This is a genomic window from Candidatus Venteria ishoeyi (genome assembly GCF_030378065.1).
GTDB lineage: Bacteria > Pseudomonadota > Gammaproteobacteria > Beggiatoales > Beggiatoaceae > Venteria > Venteria ishoeyi.
In genome coordinates, this window is sequence record NZ_JAUCGJ010000032.1 from 1 (window position 1) to 15941 (window position 15941).

Here is a 15941-nt window from a genome sequence, read left to right on the forward strand (position 1 = left end):
ACTATTTGGTGGAAGCTGATATAAAAGGCTTTTTCAACAATATAGACCATGACTTGCTGCTGGAAATGCTAAGCAGGCGCATAGATGACAAACCCTTCCTGAATCTGATACGGAAATGGCTCAAAGCGGGCATACTTGATGAAGGGCGAATCACTAACCCGACCACAGGCACACCACAAGGCGGTATTGTTTCGCCCATATTGGCAAACATTTATCTCCATCATGTGCTTGATGGTTGGTTCCATGAAAAGGTACAAACTCACTGTAGGGGACAGGTATACCTTTGTCGTTATGCAGATGACTTTGTTTGTGCCTTTGAATATGAAAATGATGCCAGGCGATTCTACCAAACGCTCAAACTCAGACTTAACAAGTTTGGTCTGGAAGTAGCAGAGGATAAGACAAACATGATGACATTCAGTCCGATATATCCAAAACTGAACACCCGTTTTGAATTTCTGGGATTTGAATTTCATTGGGAACTAAGCCAACGCTACAAGCGTAAATGCTGGCGCAAGCCTCTTCTCAAGCGCAGAACCTCACGGAAAAAGCTCAGTGCATCACGCGCGAATTTCACCCAATGGTTCAAGAAAAACTGCCAATTACCAAAGAAAATACTGTTTAAGAAACTCAACAGAAAGTTACGTGGATACTACAATTATTACGGTATCCGGGGAAACTACAAAAGCCTGAACAGTTTTGCATACCACATTACGCAAACCTTCCAGAAATGGCTGAACCGACGCTCACAGCGCAAAAGCTACAACTGGTTGGGTTTTAAGGAAATGGTCAAGCACTTTGGTATAGCCAAACCCTGTATCTGTCATGACTTCTAAGCAACAACAAAAACCGCGTGCAAAGCGAGCAGTTTTGAAAAGCCCTGTGCGGTAATTCCGCACGCAGGGATTTGTGAGGGGGTAACTGGGTAACTGGTTGTTCTACCTCGATCCACACAAAGCGGTATAATCAGTGAATTTTTCAATAATTTGACTGGTTGAGAACATTGGAACGATAGTGTAGTTTTATTTTTTTATTTTCTTGGTTCTCTATATTTTGGGGCTATATTTTGGGGCTGTCTATATTTTTGCCATAATCAGACCTTCCTAAAGGGAATTTCTAAACACCATGACTGAATCTTTACTTAGATTACAAGAAATACTTTATACTTCAAAAAACCCGACAAGACGCTATTTACATTGCGCTAGACGCGACTGGATTAGCCGCTCTATTCAGGCGGCGGGGCAACTTAAAACGGCTTTAGAAGTAGGGCCGGGTGCAGGGGTTTATTTACCTATCTTAAAAAAACAAGCCGAGCAAGTCACGGCATCAGATATTGAGCCGCGTTATCTTGATTATGTGAAAGAAAAGTGGAGCCATCTAGCAGGGCTTGTGTATGTGATTGATGACATTAGCCATTCGTCTCAAGCGGCTCATTCTTTTAAGCTTATTTTATGTACAGAGGTGATTGAACATATTGCTGATTCTCAAGCTGCTTTGCATAGCTTAAAAAAATTGTTGGCGGATCAAGGGCGCTTAATATTATCAACGCCTCAGCGCTATAGTCCTTTGGAGTTGACGGCAAAAATTGCTTTTTTACCCGGTATTATTCAAATTGTACGCAAAATCTATGATGAGGAAATTATAGAAGCAGGTCATATTAATTTATTAACGGAAAAGCAATTAAAGCAACAGCTTAAGAATGCGGGTTTTTTAATTGAAACACAGTATAAATGCGGGCTTTATATTCCTTTTCTTGCCGAATTTACGGGTAATTTTGGCTTGAAATTAGAACGGTATTTGGAAGATAAAATAAGGGGAACCCGCTTCGATTTTTTGTTGTGGACACAGTGTTATGTTTTGCGTGCTAAAAAATAATGATGATATGTATTTTTTTAAAAAGCAAAATTTAAAATTTGCAGTCGTTGGTATATTGACGACAATTATTTACTTTTCCATGCTGTATTGTGTGATAGAATATTTAAGGATTTCAATTATTATTGCCAGTAGTTTTTCTTATATTTTATCAATTATATTTAATTATTTAAGTCATTATCATTGGACGTTTTATACTACATCGTCGCATACAACGGCTCTATCTCGATTCTTTATTATGAATATGATAGGGTTTTTAATTAATTTTGTTATTATGCACTATGCTTCTGTTTTTGCTTCTCATTATTATTTATTTATTCAGTTAATATCCATTATTATTATTACGATATGGAATTTTATGCTGAGTTCTTTTTGGGTTTATAAAAAAAGAGAAATAGATTGAATCATATATTATCAGTTATTGTACCTACCTATAATGAGGCGGATGTGATTGCCACATTTCATCAGCGCATAACAAGGGTTATGCAGCAACTCAATTGTGAGTATGAAATTATTTATATTGATGATGGCAGTGAAGATGAAACCTTGTTTTTATTAAACCAATTAAGAGAGCAAGACCCTTGCATTAGTATTGTTGATCTAAGTCGGAATTTTGGTAAAGAAATAGCGATGTCAGCAGGACTTGATCATTGTATTGGTGATGCTGTGATTGTGATTGATGCTGATTTACAAGACCCACCCGAACTAATTCCTGCACTGATTGATGAGTGGAAAAATGGTTATGATGTGGTTTATGCCCAAAGAAAAAAACGCCATGGAGAAACGTGGTTAAAAACAAAATCAGCCACTTTATTTTATCAGTTACTTTGGAAAATAAGCCGTGTTAAAATTCCTAAAGACACAGGAGATTTTCGTTTGTTAAGCCGTCGTGCCGTCGATGCGCTTAAAACTTTAAATGAACACCATCGTTATATGAAGGGTTTATTTGCATGGATAGGTTATCCACAAAAAGCGGTGATGTATGATCGTGATCCCAGAGCCTCTGGTGAAACAAAATGGAGTTATTGGTATTTGTGGAATTTTGCCATTGAGGGTATTACCTCTTTTTCTGATATGCCTTTAAAAATATCAACTTATATTGGTACTATTGCTGCATCAGGTTCTTTTTTATATGGGATTTATATGATTATCAGAACCTTAATTTTTGATAACCCAATATCTGGTTATCCCTCTATTATCGTTATTATATTATTTTTAGGTGGGATTCAGTTAATTAGCTTGGGTGTGATAGGTGAGTACTTGGGCAGAACTTATGATGAATCAAAACGCAGAACCTTATATTTTACCAAGGGGTTTCATCCTTCTTTAGTTTATAAAGATAAAGATAAAAAGTAATGATAACTAATTAAAGTTACACAGTTGCTTTATTTTTGACTATATTGATCTTGGTGGATCAAAAAAAACAAATAGAGCCTCCAGGATGATTATTTTCTTTGCCGTGCGTAACTTCGGTAACTAACGCTATGGATTTTTAAAATATGACTGACTTATCTAAAATAAATATATGCTATGCTGTTATTATATTTTGTTTAGCTTTATTTATTCGTATTGAGTATTTTAATAATACTCATGTATATCAACCATTAAGTGGTGATGCTTCTAGTTATATGACTTATGCTAAAAATATTGATATATATTATATTTTTTCTAAAGATAGAGAGAACACCCCCCCCATTCCTGATTCATTCTGGGCACCTGCCTATCCTTTTTTTATTGTACTTATCCATAAAATAGCAAAAATATTAGAAATTGAGTTCTATTTTATTTTAATGATAGCCCAAGCTATTTTGGGTGGATTAATTGCCTTACTAACCTTTTTGATGGGGCGCTTATTTTTAAATAAGCATTTGGCGTTTAGTGCTGCATTATTAACGGTATTTAGTCCTCATTTGATTAGTTTAGGTAATTATATTTTAACGGAAACATTATTTTCTTTTACTTTAATGTTATCGCTTTATTTATTTATGTTATGGATTAAATATAAAAATCATTATTTATCTATTATAACGGGGTTAAGTTTTGGCTTAGCTTATTTAGTCAATCCTGTTATATTTTTTGCACCATTATTTTTGGCAATATTGTTTTATTATTCTTTTATAAAAACGGATTATAATAAAAAAATCATCCTTGTTATGTTAATGAGTTTTTTGGTGATTGTATTGTCATGGTCTTTGCGAAATCATCTTAATGTTGATAGCAGCGGAGAATCTAGTTCTGGTCGAGTTTTAGCCAATTTGGTTGTGGGCGCACACCATGATTTTTTTGATATTTGGCGTAAAGACCCACGGGATCCCAATAATCCAGCCACCTTAGATTTAACTATAGCTCAAGATTCCATCTCTACTTTCTTGCCGTTGTTAATAGACAGAATCATAGAAAACCCCAGTCATTATGCACAGTGGTATTTTTTGGAAAAACCTTATCTTTTATGGAGTTGGAATATATTAATTGGGCAGGGTGATATTTATGTTTATGCGGTAACACATTCTCTTTATACAGAAAATGTGGTTGCAATGATGAGCCTTTCAATGATGAAATCTTTGCATTTATGGTTGGTTTTGTTTGCGCTGTTGGGAATATTTTTTGTTTTTAAAAAGGGTGAAGATAATAATAAAATAGAGCCTAAAATACTTTATATTGTCTTGGTTTATGTTAGTGCGGTCTATGTTGTGCTACAAGCAGAGCCTCGCTATTCTGTACCTTTGCGCCCTGAAATGTATTTATGTGCAATGTTTTTTATCAGTGAAATAGTGAAGTTTTATAAAAAATTAAAGGGATCCCAATCATGCAAATGCTTCAGCATATTAAACCCAAGTCCCCCCAAGCTCATTATTTCCATACAAAATATTTTTTACCGGTTGTCATGCAGGCGTTTTTTCAGAAACTGAATACGACATCGGTATCCGTTTTATTATGTGCCCCCGGCTCCAATTCATTATTGCACGATACCCTGGAAGACATTAAGGCCACCTGGGATAGTCATGATCAGATGACGCTATCGTATACACCTGAAGATTTTAAGGTGGATGATAGTTTGTTGCAGCGCTTAATTAAAACCAGTAAAAAAGTGGATGTCATTTTTGGCATGTTGAGCAACACAGATACTGCAATTGCCTTGTTCAGCCAATATAAAGAGAGTCTGCCCTTATCTAAATTATTTTTAATCGTTGATGAAGCAATTTTGGAGGATTTGGAAAAACATCCGGCATTACTGGCCTTAGTTAACAGCGAGCATTTAATTACCCGTAAACTGGTATTTTCCACGGCCATTGACAATGGTCAGTTTTATACCTTAATTAATCATTATATTGCTGCTTTTCGGGCTACAAAATTTCAGTACAGCGAACGCACCCACCGCCATTTACCTGCCTTATATCAATGTTACCGTGTTCAGGTTAAAGCTTTAATGAATCCTGATTGTTTATTTTTAATGGGTTTTTTGAAATATCTGGAAGCGGATAAAAAACCGGTGAGCTTAGGTTTTCTGCGCACCCACCTGGAATTGGAGCACAGTGATACCTTGGCGTGCCGAAAACGCCTGCTGGTCACAAATTTCCTGAAATTGAAAGATGAGCAAATTAGTTTGACACAGTTTGCCTGCGAGTTTCTGGAATGTATCAGTTTGGACAATATCCCCCGTTTAAGTGATGTCCATCAACGTTTTCATGCCCGCTGGAAACGCCATATTGAACAAACGATTACTACACATTTTGCTTTAAGAGAGGATGTGCAAAGTTTACACGCTCTGGGTAAAATCATGTATCAGGCGTATGCTGCTTCTGGTTTTTTAATGCGTGTGCGGCAATGGCTGTCAACCAAATGGTATGGTAGTTGGTTGATTGATAATGACTGGTTGCCTGCTGAGCAGCAAGCCTATTGGGAACACACTTTAGTGAAAAAGCATTTATTTCCCATTTGGCAGGAATATATTGGGGAATGGAGTAAGGTGGGTTTTCCAGAGCAACGTGATCGGGCACGTTTTCTACAAACAATTCTGGATGCTTATCAGGTTTTACGCAAGAAAAAAAATGCAGACATTAGTAAGCGTTTTGATAATCTGGTGTTTTCTTTGAGCATGTTACGCCCGAATAATGTAGCACATATTTATATCGGTTATTCTTTTAAGCAGCGCAGGCAGCCAGATTTAATTAAAGATTATTTTCAGATGGCGGTGATCACGGGAAAATATGAGTTATTACTGAACCGTTATCCCCCCTATCATGTCATGTTGAACTTACATGCGACACCGGGAACCCGCACCTTGTTTGACTCGCGCGGCATTGATTTCACACCGATGACCATTCCGCTGAACTTTGAATATCACTGTGCAGTCGATTTACCGAAAACCCAGACCCGCCAGCAAGGGCGTTATCTTGAAATCCCCACTTATATCGATAAGGAAAAAGAAGCGCTGCATCAGGCAGATATCAAAAAACGTAAAACTGACCTGGCAAATATTTTTCCAGCCCCGGATTATATCAGTAATATTCAATTTGACCTGGAACATGCCCGTATTCTCTATACTGGCGAAGAAAAACCCATAGAAATCGAACGCTATGGGCAAAATCGATCAAAATATATTCAGGATAAAAGTGCATTTAACCTGCTCAGTTCCTTACCACCTGTACCTGGTAATGAAAGTGGTCTGGTGGTGCGTTTCAAATTACGCGAGCCTTTGAGTGCCTTGTTAGATGGTCTGAGCATGAAACGTCCATTCACCCTGGATGAGGTGTGTGATGTTCTAAAAATACTGGATTTATATAAAGCCAAACGCCATCAATCAGATGATAAACAAGCTTGCCTGGATGATATTATCCGGTTGGTAATGACCCAGGCGGAGATTAAAAATCTGTCAGAATCTACTAATGAATTTTTAGATGAAGTCAATCGTATTCGTCAGGTGGATCCGACTGAAACGTCTGCCTGGCAATATATTATTCATCAGGCAGCAGATGGCAAACGCCCTGAATTACTGCCTGCGTTGTGTAATAAACTCACCAATGAAGGCTTTGATTTGGTATTCAGTTTAATGCCTGCATTAATAGGACAGGAACTGGAAGTGACTCCAGAAAATCTGGCGCAGGCCTTAGAGGAACTGGAGAAGACTCAAAATGAAGAAAAACAGAATAAAAAAACCACCAGTCGCCTTTTTATTACAGATATTTTAAAAAGTCGTCTGCAAGAATTGTTACACCAGGTTTTCAGCCGTTATGTGGATATTTCCGCCGCAACCCGCCGCCAGCGTAGTGAAGCACTGTTAGCGCAAATGATTGTGGAAGAGTGTCTGAAATTCAGAAATGATTTTGGCACATTTAAAACCAGGCTGTATGAGCACTTGAAAAATCACCATAAAGTTAATAAGGAATTTCTGACCAGCACCTATATTGATAAAAATGCACCCAGTTCCGTGGTTCACACCAGTTTGCGCTTGAGTTCCAAAGCGGACTGGGAACACACTCTGGAAGATGAAATCAATAATGATATGAATGGCATTATTGAAATTATTCAAAACACCCGGAAGAAATTATTCAGCCGTGGTCAGTCAAACCGCATTTTATGTTTTATTGATCAAGCCAGTATTGATGTCAGTGTTGGAGAATTTATTTATTCAGGAGAAGAAATTGAAGCAGAAATTCAATCTTTATCTGATAGAATAGCAATGGAAAGAAAAGAACATGATAGACAATTTGTATTGAAAGCACAGGTTGAACGTGCTCGTACAGAAAATGAAAACCATAAAGAAATTTCTAAACATAAAAAAGAACAAAGAGACAGGGAAGCCGATGAAGAAGGTGAAAAACGTGCTTTTTCAGAAGAGTCTTTACCCAGACGTATGATTGATGCGATGTCTAGTGGAGATTCTGCACAATTTGCACGTTTATTGGTTACGCAAACCTATCTTAAAGAAAAAATGGAAGGGGTGTCAAAATTATTAAATGAGAACCCTGAAATGATCAATTTTATTTATCCAGGATCTTATAAACATTGGGAAGCCAGGGCGTTCAGGGAAAAGGTATTTAAATTACTTGAAAAGGATTCAAGCTACCGCTTTAACCCTCAGGATTTATTATCTCTAAATGCTGATGTGGAACAGCCGAAACTTCCAAACATTGAAAAACCTATTGATCACATGATGTCAAAATTTGCTGCCTCTTTACCTCCAGAAGTAACCAGTGAAGTGGAGAAACTTAAAGAGCAAGAGATAGCAAACAGTAATAAGGATATTAACGATAAAGAACAATAAGTGACATGAATTTGACATAAGCTTCATTCTTTTTCTGCAAATATTTCTCCAGTCCTGTTTTCATCAATTTCAAAAGGTACTCAGGAGTGAGGATGAAATAAGTGCAGGAACTGGGCGCAGGATTTTTATTCATTTTCAAGGCGTGAAAACAGGCGCATAGCAAGCTATGTAACTGTTTTCATAACACAGAAAATGGAGAAAAAGACCAGCCAAGTTGCTGAAGTTATAAAATTCTCGCTCCTCATGCATTTTGGCTTTTGTCCACACGCACCCAGGCATGTCTTTCCAGCGACATCACCAGCTTGGAAAGCCTGGTTAGTGGTATACACAGGGAGGATCTGCTGTTGCTGTGGATCGCGTTGTAGTATAAAGGCATTATGCAAAAGCTCCTTTCTTGTGCTTTAAGACACAAAAAGAGTGCAAAAAATACTTTTTGTTTCATACGGATTTAAGATGAAAGATGCTTGCCAGATGTTGAACAGAGGCTTAGGATATTGCTTTTATTTGAGTTCAACGCAAGCTTCTTGATAATCTGTGCCAGATTCAAGCATTTTTGGATAAAAAACCTTATATCGAACTCAAGTTATTTTGCTCAAGCCACTTATACAGGTTTTGTTATGTCAGACTCCAACCCGACGGAAACATCCCAGATCATGGACAAACATCAAGCCCTGATGTTTGATGCCCATATTCTGTCGCATGCACTGCAACAGCAGTCTGCTAATGGTTGTGCTTTGTTATTATTGGCCCACGCGGAAGAAAATGCCGTATTGGACACTACATCGCTGATAGCGCAATTACCCGAACCTGATTATGGACACCGGCGGATTATCGCTTTGCCGTTTCATGCACTGCAAAGTGATATTGCAGCGGAAGCACCGCTGCAAACCCTGGCAAATGCACTGTTATTCGGTTTGCCAGCACTTAAAGCCCAAGCCCGTTTACAAGCCACGGATTTATATTATTTATTACAACAACACCCGGCAGCTGCGGTTTTATTATTAAAAACCGTAGTGGGACAAATGCAGGATATATTGCCAGGGCATTTTGCAAAAACCGATGATATGGATGATACTCGGCAATTATTGTTACATATTACGGCACTGGAAGGCATTTTCTCGCCCAGGGTATCGGAGCAACAACGCGGACAATTCATTGAGCGTTTGTTGGAATTGGCGGAAACCGGCTGGATTCAGATTATTGCAGAAATTGATATTGCCGCATTAAATGTCATGCAACAATACCCCATGTTGATGGAACTATTATATGAGCATGGTATTTATACGCTGGAAAGTGAAGGCTTAAAGCCCTTAGCGGCAGCAGATGTTAGCGTGGCAAGTACTGCCACACCGACAACAACGTCCAAAACCAAAAAATCAACAACAAAAACCTCGCCTGTGCCAGAAATAGACATAGAGCCACTCACCCCACATCCGTTGTTACAGGCATTTTCCATGTTGTTACTACTGATGTTGGTTGGTGCTGCGGTTTTTGTTACTTTACAATTTTCTGAGCAAATTCTGGATTATGAACCAGGAAAATCCTCACCATCACTCTGGCCCCATGATGAAAGCAGCAATAATGCATCACTCATTGCCCAGACAGCAGAAGCCGATTCAAAACCGGTGGCGATGATGCAAACACCCGCGCAGCCATCAAAACAAGCAGAAACACCTGCACCAGTAAAAACCGTGGCAACACCTGTTAAAACTGAAAGTATCCAGGCCAAACCACAGCCAGCCCCCGTTGTCAGCAATAATGATTTAAGCACGTTGGAAGCACAGGCTGAATTATGGCGTAAAAAAGATCCGGAAGAAGCCCTGAAAGCCTATCAAAAAGCCTTGGACGCGGGGTTAAACATAAAAGCTCCTGATGCCCAGATCCAGCGGCGTTTGTCTGTACTCCATGATCGCATGGGTTTATTGCTGCAACAACAGCAAAAAATAGAAGCCGCCAAGACTCAGTTCTTAAAGGCGTTACAGGTTTCCCGGCAACTCTACGAGCAAAACCCTGAAGCATTTCAATGGCAAAGAGATCTGGCAATCAGTCATGAGCGTCTGGGTGATTTATATCACAGTAATAAAGAAAGCGATGCTGCACAGGCAGCTTATCAGCAGGCGATTGTTTATTATAAGCAAGCGCTGGAAAGCAAACCGGATTTGAAACAGCAAAATGCCCTGGCCTATGCCTATGATCGCCTGGGTGACAGCCTGCGCAGCAGCGATACCCGCGCTGCACTTGCAACTTATCAACAGGCGCTGTCTCTACGCCAAAAAATTACCCAGCGCCAGAATAACCAGGCTGCACAACAGGCGCTGGCAATCAGCTATCAGAAAATTCAGCAGTTGTGGAACAAGTAACACTCTTATTAAAATAAGTGAATTAAATGCAAAGGCTGCGTATCCTGGTCAAAATTTTCCCAGATTTCCGCATAAGTTTGTCCGGTTTCAGGGTGTTTTTGTTGTGGAATTAAGTCAAATAAAGGCCGTAAGACAAAGGCATATTTAAAGATTTCATCACGCGGCAGGCGCAGTTTGCCCTGTTCGAAAATCAGCTCATCATACAATAACAAATCCAAATCCAATGTCCGAGCACTGAATTTTTTATCGGTGCGTACCCGTCCGTTAGCCGCTTCGATGTCTGCCAGCGTCTGATTTACGGTTAATACATCATCAGTCGTATCAAAAGCCACAACCAGATTATAAAAATCATCCCCCTCAAAGCCAACGGCAGCACTTTCATATACTGGGGACTGTTGTATCACGCCATAATGCGCTTCCAAATCCTTAAGACTGGCATGAATGTTTTTTGCTGGCTCAATATTACTGCCGATGCTGATGTAGACTGTTGCCATGTTTAATTCCTTTTACCGCGCTCAATCAAAATACCCACATCCCGCGCACCACGCACCGCGCCACGTTTATTTAGACGTACCCGCACCCAGGGCACGGAAAACTCCGTTAAGATGATGTCAGCGATTTTTTCCGTCAGGGTTTCTACCAGAAAAAACTCGCTGTTGCCGACAAACTCAATTAGCCGCTTAGCCACATCCTTGTAACTCAAAGTGTCTTCAATCTGATCACTGGCGGCGGCACGGGCAATGTCTGCGCCCATTTCAATATCCAGCACAATGCTTTGGCGGATTTGCCGCTCCCAGGGATAAATCCCAATCAGGGCGTCGATTCTAAGGTCGTTTATGTAAATAATATCCATGTTTTAATCAATACCTTTGCCACTAAGGCGTGAGAATTTTATAACTTCAGCCTTTTTTATGAGGAGGGTTGTGGTTTGTCCAATATAAAGGCTAAACTCTCCCTTATCCTAAGGAGTGAGGATAAAATAAATACAGAAACTGGGCGCAGGATTTTTATTCATTTTCAAGGCGTGAAAACAGGCGCATAGCAAGCTATGTAACTGCCTAAGTCCAAACAGGCGGAACGCAGAAAATGGAGAAAAAGACCAGCCAGGTTGCTGAAGTTATAAAATTCTCGCTCCTAAGTGCTGGATTTCAATTGCCGCACCCAGAAACGCTGCGGACTCAGTGCGCGTTGCAAATCATCTGCTAAAGGCAATGGCTCGGCATTCATCTGCGCAGCGATAAGCTCCGCAGCCAAGGGCGCAGATAATAAACCGCGAGAGCCATGTCCCAGACTGGCATATAAGTTTTGCATCCGGGGTTCCTGCGGGTAAGTATCAAAGCGTCTGCCCAGATGCATTTCTGCATAATCTTCAAAAAAAGCCTGTTTTTCCGGTATCGCACCCACTACAGGCAGATGATCCCGGCTGCTGCAACGCACGCTGACGCGCCCCGCCCAGTCATGTATCAGTTCTTCCTGAGTATCCAGGCTGTTTGCCAATGCTGGCAGGCTTTGTAATTGTTGCAGATTCTGCTGATGTTCTGCGATACTAAGCGTTGTATCTGTATCTCCTGGCGTATAGCTCGCGCCCAGACAATGCAGACCTGTTGTATTGGTTGGGGTTAAATAAGCAGTTTCGCATACCACGCTGCGCAATTTCGCGCTATCAGGCGTTTGTGGCGGATAACTCACTTGTCCGCGCACGGCTTGCAGTGGCAGTTCCAGTTCAGGCAAGAGCTTAAGCGCCTCCCAGGCATTCGCCAGTATCAATACTGGTGCTTGAGCAATGCATTGCCCATCACGCCAAAGCTGCCAGAGGCCATTATGACGGCTTATTTTTTGAATTCTGCAATTCAGGCTGAGTTGTGCTTGCGTCTGTTGCGCTGCTTTGTGCCACTGCGCATGGCAGAGCGTAGCAGGAGAAAGCCAGCCAGCCTGGCTAAACCACAGTCCGGGGTGATGGAGATTGATACCACAATGCTGTTTTGTTTCACTGGCACTGCAAAGTTGTACAACCTTTGCTGGTAGTTGCAGATTTTGTATGATTTGTTGTTGTTTTTTTTGCTGTTGCATGGTGCTTGCGGGTAACAGTACGCCACACCAGTTTCCGGGAATATCAAAACCCGCATCGCGCAAGCTGTCAAGCCGACGCTGGATAAGCAACATGGCTTGCAGGTAGAAACGGGTCGCGGGACTCCAGTCCGCAGATAACAGGGGGTAAACCGCGCCCTGGGCATTGCCGGAAGCGCCTCTGGCAAGTTGTGCCTGTGCTTCCACTAAGTGTAACGACCAGCCGCGTTGCGCCAGACTGTATGCAATGCTTGTTCCGGCAACACCACCGCCAAGAATTAATGCTTTTTTATCAGTAAATTTTGGACTGGTATTGCGAAACCAGGGTGGCTGTTTGCTGCTTGGTTTTTTGCTGGTTTGCTGAGCAGTGTATAACGATTCCGTACCCTCATACACACCGCATAAACGCTCGCGTTTATGTCCGAAACCCGGTTGTTTATCTACCTTAAAACCTGCTTGCTGCAAGCCACGGCGCACATGACCGGCGGCGGTAAATGTACCAAAAGTCGCGCCAACTTGACTGAGCCGCGCCATGTGCTGATACAAGTCTGGCGTCCACATATCAGGATTTTTAGCTGGTGCAAAACCATCCAGATACCAGGCATCCACCATTGATGCCTGCGTATCGGGTGTTTGGTGGTCAAAATAAGCTGACCATTGTGGCAAGATATCGCTGACATCCCCCAGACATAAATCCAGTATCACCCTACCCTGTTCAAAATACAGACGATGAAAACCAGGTACTGCCGGGGGGTATTGTTTTATGAGTGCTGTGCTGAGGTCTTGCAGTTCATCCCAGTTTTGCAGACAACGCTGTAAATCCTGTACATGCAGGGGGAAGCGTTCAATGGCGCGATAAACTAAAGTGACATGGCTTTGCTGTTGTTGCCAGTGCCGCCAGGTTGCCAGAAAGTTCAGTCCCGAGCCAAATCCCGTTTCTGCAATAATAAAAGCACGCTTTTCTGACCATTGCGACCAGCGTTGTGTCAGTTGGTTGGCTGCAATAAAAATACAGCGACTTTCTTCCAGAGCATTTTCCGTTGAGAAGTACACATCATTAAAATCACAGGCATATGGCACGCCGTGCTTGTCCCAATTAATTTTTGCGTTGTTCAAACCAAGCCTCCAGGGCTTCACTGCCACCAATGTGCAGGCCATTGATATACACCTGTGGCACAGTTTTGGCGTTGGTAATCGTGCGCAGGGCGCGTAATGAATAATCCTCACCCAACACCATTTCTTCATAAGCTAAATCATGGGCGCTTAACATGTCCTTCGTCTTAGCGCAGTAAGGGCAGCCTTTTTTGGTGAAAATTGCAATATCAATCGGTTTATGGGCATTGGGATTGATGTGATTTAGCATGGTTTCAGCATCAGAAACGATGTAAGGATCACTAACATCCTCATCTTCCGTTTCTATAAACATTTTTTCTATGATGCCATCTTTCACCAGCATGGAATAGCGCCAGGCGCGTTGTCCAAAGCCCAATTCCTGCTTGTCAGCTAACATGCCCATTGCCTGCGAGAACTCACCATTGCCATCAGGAATAAAGCGAATATGATCTGCCTGCTGCTCTAGTTGCCAGGCTTGCATCACAAAACTATCATTCACGGATAAGCAGATAATATCATCGACACCATTTTCAAAAAATACCGGTGCCAATTCATTAAAGCACGGCACATGAAATCCAGAACAGGTTGGGGTAAATGCACCAGGCAAAGAAAACAGGATAACAGTTTTACCCTGAAATAAATCATCGCTGTTAACATCCTTCCAGGCAACGCCTTCACGTACCTTAAAAACAACAGAAGGAATGCGCTGGCCTTCAAGATTTTTAAACATAAAATGCTCCTTTATTTTCATTTTCCTGTTATCGAACTTGATGTAAGTTTACTGTATGAAGTGGTTTTCAGGTAGAATACAGGGCTTTTATATCACCTTTTATCTTACAAAGGTTCTATAGCTGATAGACTCTAAGGAACTATTTATGTTAAAAACAATATCCATTATTTCTTTGCCCTTAATTTTTTCCATGCTTTTTTCAGTATCTGCATTTGGCGCGCCAGCGAAAGATTCAGCCGATGCAGGCAAGGCTCTGCCTAAAATGATCTTATCCCACACCACCTGGCAAGTACCTTTGGAAGAGGGTATTTCTCTGGATGATGCCATTGACTCAATGAAGCTACGCGCCAATAGCTTAAATATGAAACTGGTAGGCCATCAGCCTTTATCCAATGAATTAGAGGCGCAAGGTTTAAAAAATATCCGGCGTATGGAGATTTTTCAATTTTGCGATGCCCAGATAGCCAATAAAATGGTCAGAGCCGATATTTCTTTTGCCGCCTATTTGCCTTGTCGCATCACCGTGGTTGTTGATGAAAATGAAAAGCCCTGGTTAGTGACCTTAAATATGGATATGGTGCTGAGCATGGTTAATTTAACCCCGGAATTACAAACATTAGCAAAAAAAGTACGGGATAATATGCACAGTATCATTCATGCAGGTGCGGCAGGCGACTTGTAAGCTTTAACAACATCAATAACGAGAAGAGTTTCATGAAAATAATAAAAAAACTGATTTATACCACCTGTTTTTCCAGCCTTTTTTGTTTATCTGCCCAGGTGCAGGCGACGGACATGTTCACTGTTAAAAACATCGGCATGGAACTGGCGCGTGATATTGCCAGTGAAACGGTACTGGCTTGCCGTAAAATGGGCTACCAGGTCAGTGCTGTGGTGGTTGATAGAAATGGTATCCAGCGTGCGGCGTTGCGTGATGATCTGGCGGCGCAATTTACCTTGCAGATCGCTGAAGAAAAAGCCAACGCCGTGGTCATGTCCGGCATGAACTCCGGTGCTTTTCGCAAAAACCGGGAAGACATTCGCATGGATTTAAATCACATTAACGGTATTATTATTATGCAGGGCGGCGTTGCAATTACTGCGGCGGGTTCACGTCTTGGCGCAGTTGGCGTCAGTGGCGCACCTGGCGGGGAAAAGGACGAAGCCTGCGCGATTCAGGCGCTGGAAAAATTTGAAGAACGCCTGGAATTTGCAGATTAAAGTGTCATCATTTTATTAAATCCTCTATTAAGAGGATTTATTTAAAGGAGCATTCCCATGAGCATGACAAACTTGTTTCTTTTTCTGGTTATCGGCGGTGTAGCTGGCTGGCTGGCGGGCAATATCATGAAAGGCGGTGGTTATGGGCTGTTTATCAACATCATATTGGGTATTATTGGTTCAATTGCCGGTGGTTTTTTGTTTGGCCTGTTAGGTATCTCATTTAATGGTTTAATCGGTTCAATTGTTACCGCAACCGTGGGTGCAATTGCCATTTTATTTGCTGTTGGTTTATTTAATAAACGGTAACGGA

14 protein-coding genes are annotated in these 15941 nt (G+C 41.2%); 10 read left to right on the forward strand and 4 right to left on the reverse strand.

The genetic code is table 11. The features are described 5' to 3' along the window. The 7 genes from QUF61_RS11610 to QUF61_RS11635 form a co-directional block, all read left to right on the forward strand. On the forward strand, window positions 1-836 hold an 836-nt coding region (locus QUF61_RS11610; protein ID WP_289681800.1), incomplete at its 5' end, for a reverse transcriptase domain-containing protein. Between the two features lie 289 nt (window positions 837-1125). Then, entirely contained in the window at window positions 1126-1875 is a 750-nt protein-coding gene (locus QUF61_RS11615) for a class I SAM-dependent methyltransferase (protein ID WP_289681801.1), read from the forward strand. Between the two features lie 7 nt (window positions 1876-1882). Then, on the forward strand, window positions 1883-2275 hold the full coding sequence (locus QUF61_RS18230) for a GtrA family protein (protein ID WP_407080057.1): 393 nt from the start codon (window positions 1883-1885) through the stop codon (window positions 2273-2275). Continuing rightward, window positions 2272-3228, forward strand: coding sequence for a glycosyltransferase family 2 protein (locus QUF61_RS11620; protein ID WP_289681804.1), 957 nt, complete (start codon window positions 2272-2274; stop codon window positions 3226-3228). Before QUF61_RS18230 ends, QUF61_RS11620 begins: the two co-directional genes overlap by 4 nt. Before the next feature lie 143 nt (window positions 3229-3371). Next, a complete protein-coding gene (locus QUF61_RS11625) occupies window positions 3372-4781 on the forward strand; it encodes an ArnT family glycosyltransferase (protein WP_289681807.1) in 1410 nt (469 codons plus the stop codon). Beyond that, entirely contained in the window at window positions 4679-8137 is a 3459-nt protein-coding gene (locus QUF61_RS11630) for a hypothetical protein (protein ID WP_289681809.1), read from the forward strand. The genes QUF61_RS11625 and QUF61_RS11630 overlap by 103 nt, the downstream gene beginning before the upstream one ends. A 617-nt stretch (window positions 8138-8754) precedes the next feature. Then, entirely contained in the window at window positions 8755-10497 is a 1743-nt protein-coding gene (locus tag QUF61_RS11635; RefSeq protein WP_289681811.1) for a hypothetical protein, read from the forward strand. Between the two features lie 8 nt (window positions 10498-10505). Here QUF61_RS11635 and folK read toward each other — a convergent pair whose 3' ends face one another. From folK to QUF61_RS11655, 4 genes are all read right to left on the reverse strand, one after another. Next, window positions 10506-10991, reverse strand: a complete 486-nt coding sequence (gene folK, locus QUF61_RS11640) for a 2-amino-4-hydroxy-6-hydroxymethyldihydropteridine diphosphokinase (protein WP_103920533.1) — start codon at window positions 10989-10991, stop codon at window positions 10506-10508. 2 nt (window positions 10992-10993) lie between these two features. Then, window positions 10994-11350 carry a dihydroneopterin aldolase gene (gene folB / locus QUF61_RS11645; RefSeq protein WP_103920532.1) on the reverse strand — a complete coding sequence of 119 codons (357 nt, stop codon included), beginning with the start codon at window positions 11348-11350 and terminating at the stop codon, window positions 10994-10996. A 281-nt stretch (window positions 11351-11631) separates the two neighbouring features. Next, window positions 11632-13680: a bifunctional tRNA (5-methylaminomethyl-2-thiouridine)(34)-methyltransferase MnmC2/FAD-dependent 5-carboxymethylaminomethyl-2-thiouridine(34) oxidoreductase MnmC1 gene (gene mnmC / locus QUF61_RS11650; RefSeq protein ID WP_289681815.1), complete on the reverse strand. Its 2049-nt coding sequence runs from the start codon at window positions 13678-13680 to the stop codon at window positions 11632-11634. After that, the gene (locus QUF61_RS11655) at window positions 13661-14407 is read right to left on the reverse strand and encodes a glutathione peroxidase (protein ID WP_177428476.1); all 747 of its coding nucleotides are present in this window, start codon (window positions 14405-14407) and stop codon (window positions 13661-13663) included. The genes mnmC and QUF61_RS11655 overlap by 20 nt, the downstream gene beginning before the upstream one ends. A 145-nt stretch (window positions 14408-14552) precedes the next feature. On the opposite strand from QUF61_RS11655, the gene QUF61_RS11660 reads away from it, so the two are divergent. The 3 genes from QUF61_RS11660 to QUF61_RS11670 all read left to right on the forward strand — a co-directional run bounded on the left by QUF61_RS11660 (window position 14553) and on the right by QUF61_RS11670 (window position 15937). Then, window positions 14553-15089: a DUF302 domain-containing protein gene (locus QUF61_RS11660; RefSeq protein WP_103920529.1), complete on the forward strand. Its 537-nt coding sequence runs from the start codon at window positions 14553-14555 to the stop codon at window positions 15087-15089. Window positions 15090-15202: 113 nt separating this feature from the next. Next, entirely contained in the window at window positions 15203-15628 is a 426-nt protein-coding gene (locus QUF61_RS11665) for a GlcG/HbpS family heme-binding protein (RefSeq protein ID WP_289681818.1), read from the forward strand. 57 nt (window positions 15629-15685) lie between these two features. Beyond that, window positions 15686-15937 carry a GlsB/YeaQ/YmgE family stress response membrane protein gene (locus QUF61_RS11670; protein ID WP_103920527.1) on the forward strand — a complete coding sequence of 84 codons (252 nt, stop codon included), beginning with the start codon at window positions 15686-15688 and terminating at the stop codon, window positions 15935-15937. The last annotated feature ends 4 nt before the right edge of the window (window positions 15938-15941 follow it).

What these genes read in the sequence shown, in the direction of transcription:
- QUF61_RS11615 (WP_289681801.1), top strand. Translation starts at nt 1,126, where the DNA reads ATGACTGAATCTTTACTTAGATTACAAGAAATACTTTATACTTCAAAA.
- QUF61_RS18230 (WP_407080057.1), top strand. Translation starts at nt 1,883, where the DNA reads ATGTATTTTTTTAAAAAGCAAAATTTAAAATTTGCAGTCGTTGGTATA.
- QUF61_RS11625 (WP_289681807.1), top strand. Translation starts at nt 3,372, where the DNA reads ATGACTGACTTATCTAAAATAAATATATGCTATGCTGTTATTATATTT.
- QUF61_RS11630 (WP_289681809.1), top strand. Translation starts at nt 4,679, where the DNA reads ATGCAAATGCTTCAGCATATTAAACCCAAGTCCCCCCAAGCTCATTAT.
- QUF61_RS11635 (WP_289681811.1), top strand. Translation starts at nt 8,755, where the DNA reads ATGTCAGACTCCAACCCGACGGAAACATCCCAGATCATGGACAAACAT.
- folK (WP_103920533.1), bottom strand. Translation starts at nt 10,991, where the DNA reads ATGGCAACAGTCTACATCAGCATCGGCAGTAATATTGAGCCAGCAAAA.
- folB (WP_103920532.1), bottom strand. Translation starts at nt 11,350, where the DNA reads ATGGATATTATTTACATAAACGACCTTAGAATCGACGCCCTGATTGGG.
- QUF61_RS11655 (WP_177428476.1), bottom strand. Translation starts at nt 14,407, where the DNA reads ATGTTTAAAAATCTTGAAGGCCAGCGCATTCCTTCTGTTGTTTTTAAG.
- QUF61_RS11660 (WP_103920529.1), top strand. Translation starts at nt 14,553, where the DNA reads ATGTTAAAAACAATATCCATTATTTCTTTGCCCTTAATTTTTTCCATG.
- QUF61_RS11665 (WP_289681818.1), top strand. Translation starts at nt 15,203, where the DNA reads ATGTTCACTGTTAAAAACATCGGCATGGAACTGGCGCGTGATATTGCC.
- QUF61_RS11670 (WP_103920527.1), top strand. Translation starts at nt 15,686, where the DNA reads ATGAGCATGACAAACTTGTTTCTTTTTCTGGTTATCGGCGGTGTAGCT.